Source organism: Pseudomonas sp. QLc11A (assembly GCF_052112305.1).
GTDB lineage: Bacteria > Pseudomonadota > Gammaproteobacteria > Pseudomonadales > Pseudomonadaceae > Aquipseudomonas > Aquipseudomonas laurylsulfatiphila.
Genome location: NZ_JAVAJJ010000085.1, coordinates 1 through 264, shown reverse-complemented (window position 1 = coordinate 264; position 264 = coordinate 1). Strand labels below are relative to the sequence as shown.

Annotated in this window: 1 protein-coding gene; it reads left to right on the top strand. The window is 65.2% G+C overall.

The features are described from left to right. Nucleotides 1-264, top strand: a 264-nt coding sequence (locus Q8X48_RS30010) for a VCBS domain-containing protein (RefSeq protein ID WP_407802686.1), incomplete at both ends; no start/stop codon positions are given.

Here is a 264-nt window from a genome sequence, read left to right as displayed (position 1 = left end):
CGTGAATATCCTCGGCACCAATGATGCGGCCGTGCTGTCCGCCGACATCGCCCACCTCACCGAGACTAATGCCGCCGTCGACATTTCCACCACCGGCACCCTGACCATCAGCGACGTCGACAGCGCCGCCACCTTCATCGCCCAAACCAACACCGCCGGCAGCTACGGCCAGTTCTCCATCGGCACCGACGGTGCCTGGACCTACGTCGCCAGCTCCGCCCACAACGAATTCGCCGCCGGCACCACCTACACCGACACCTTCGC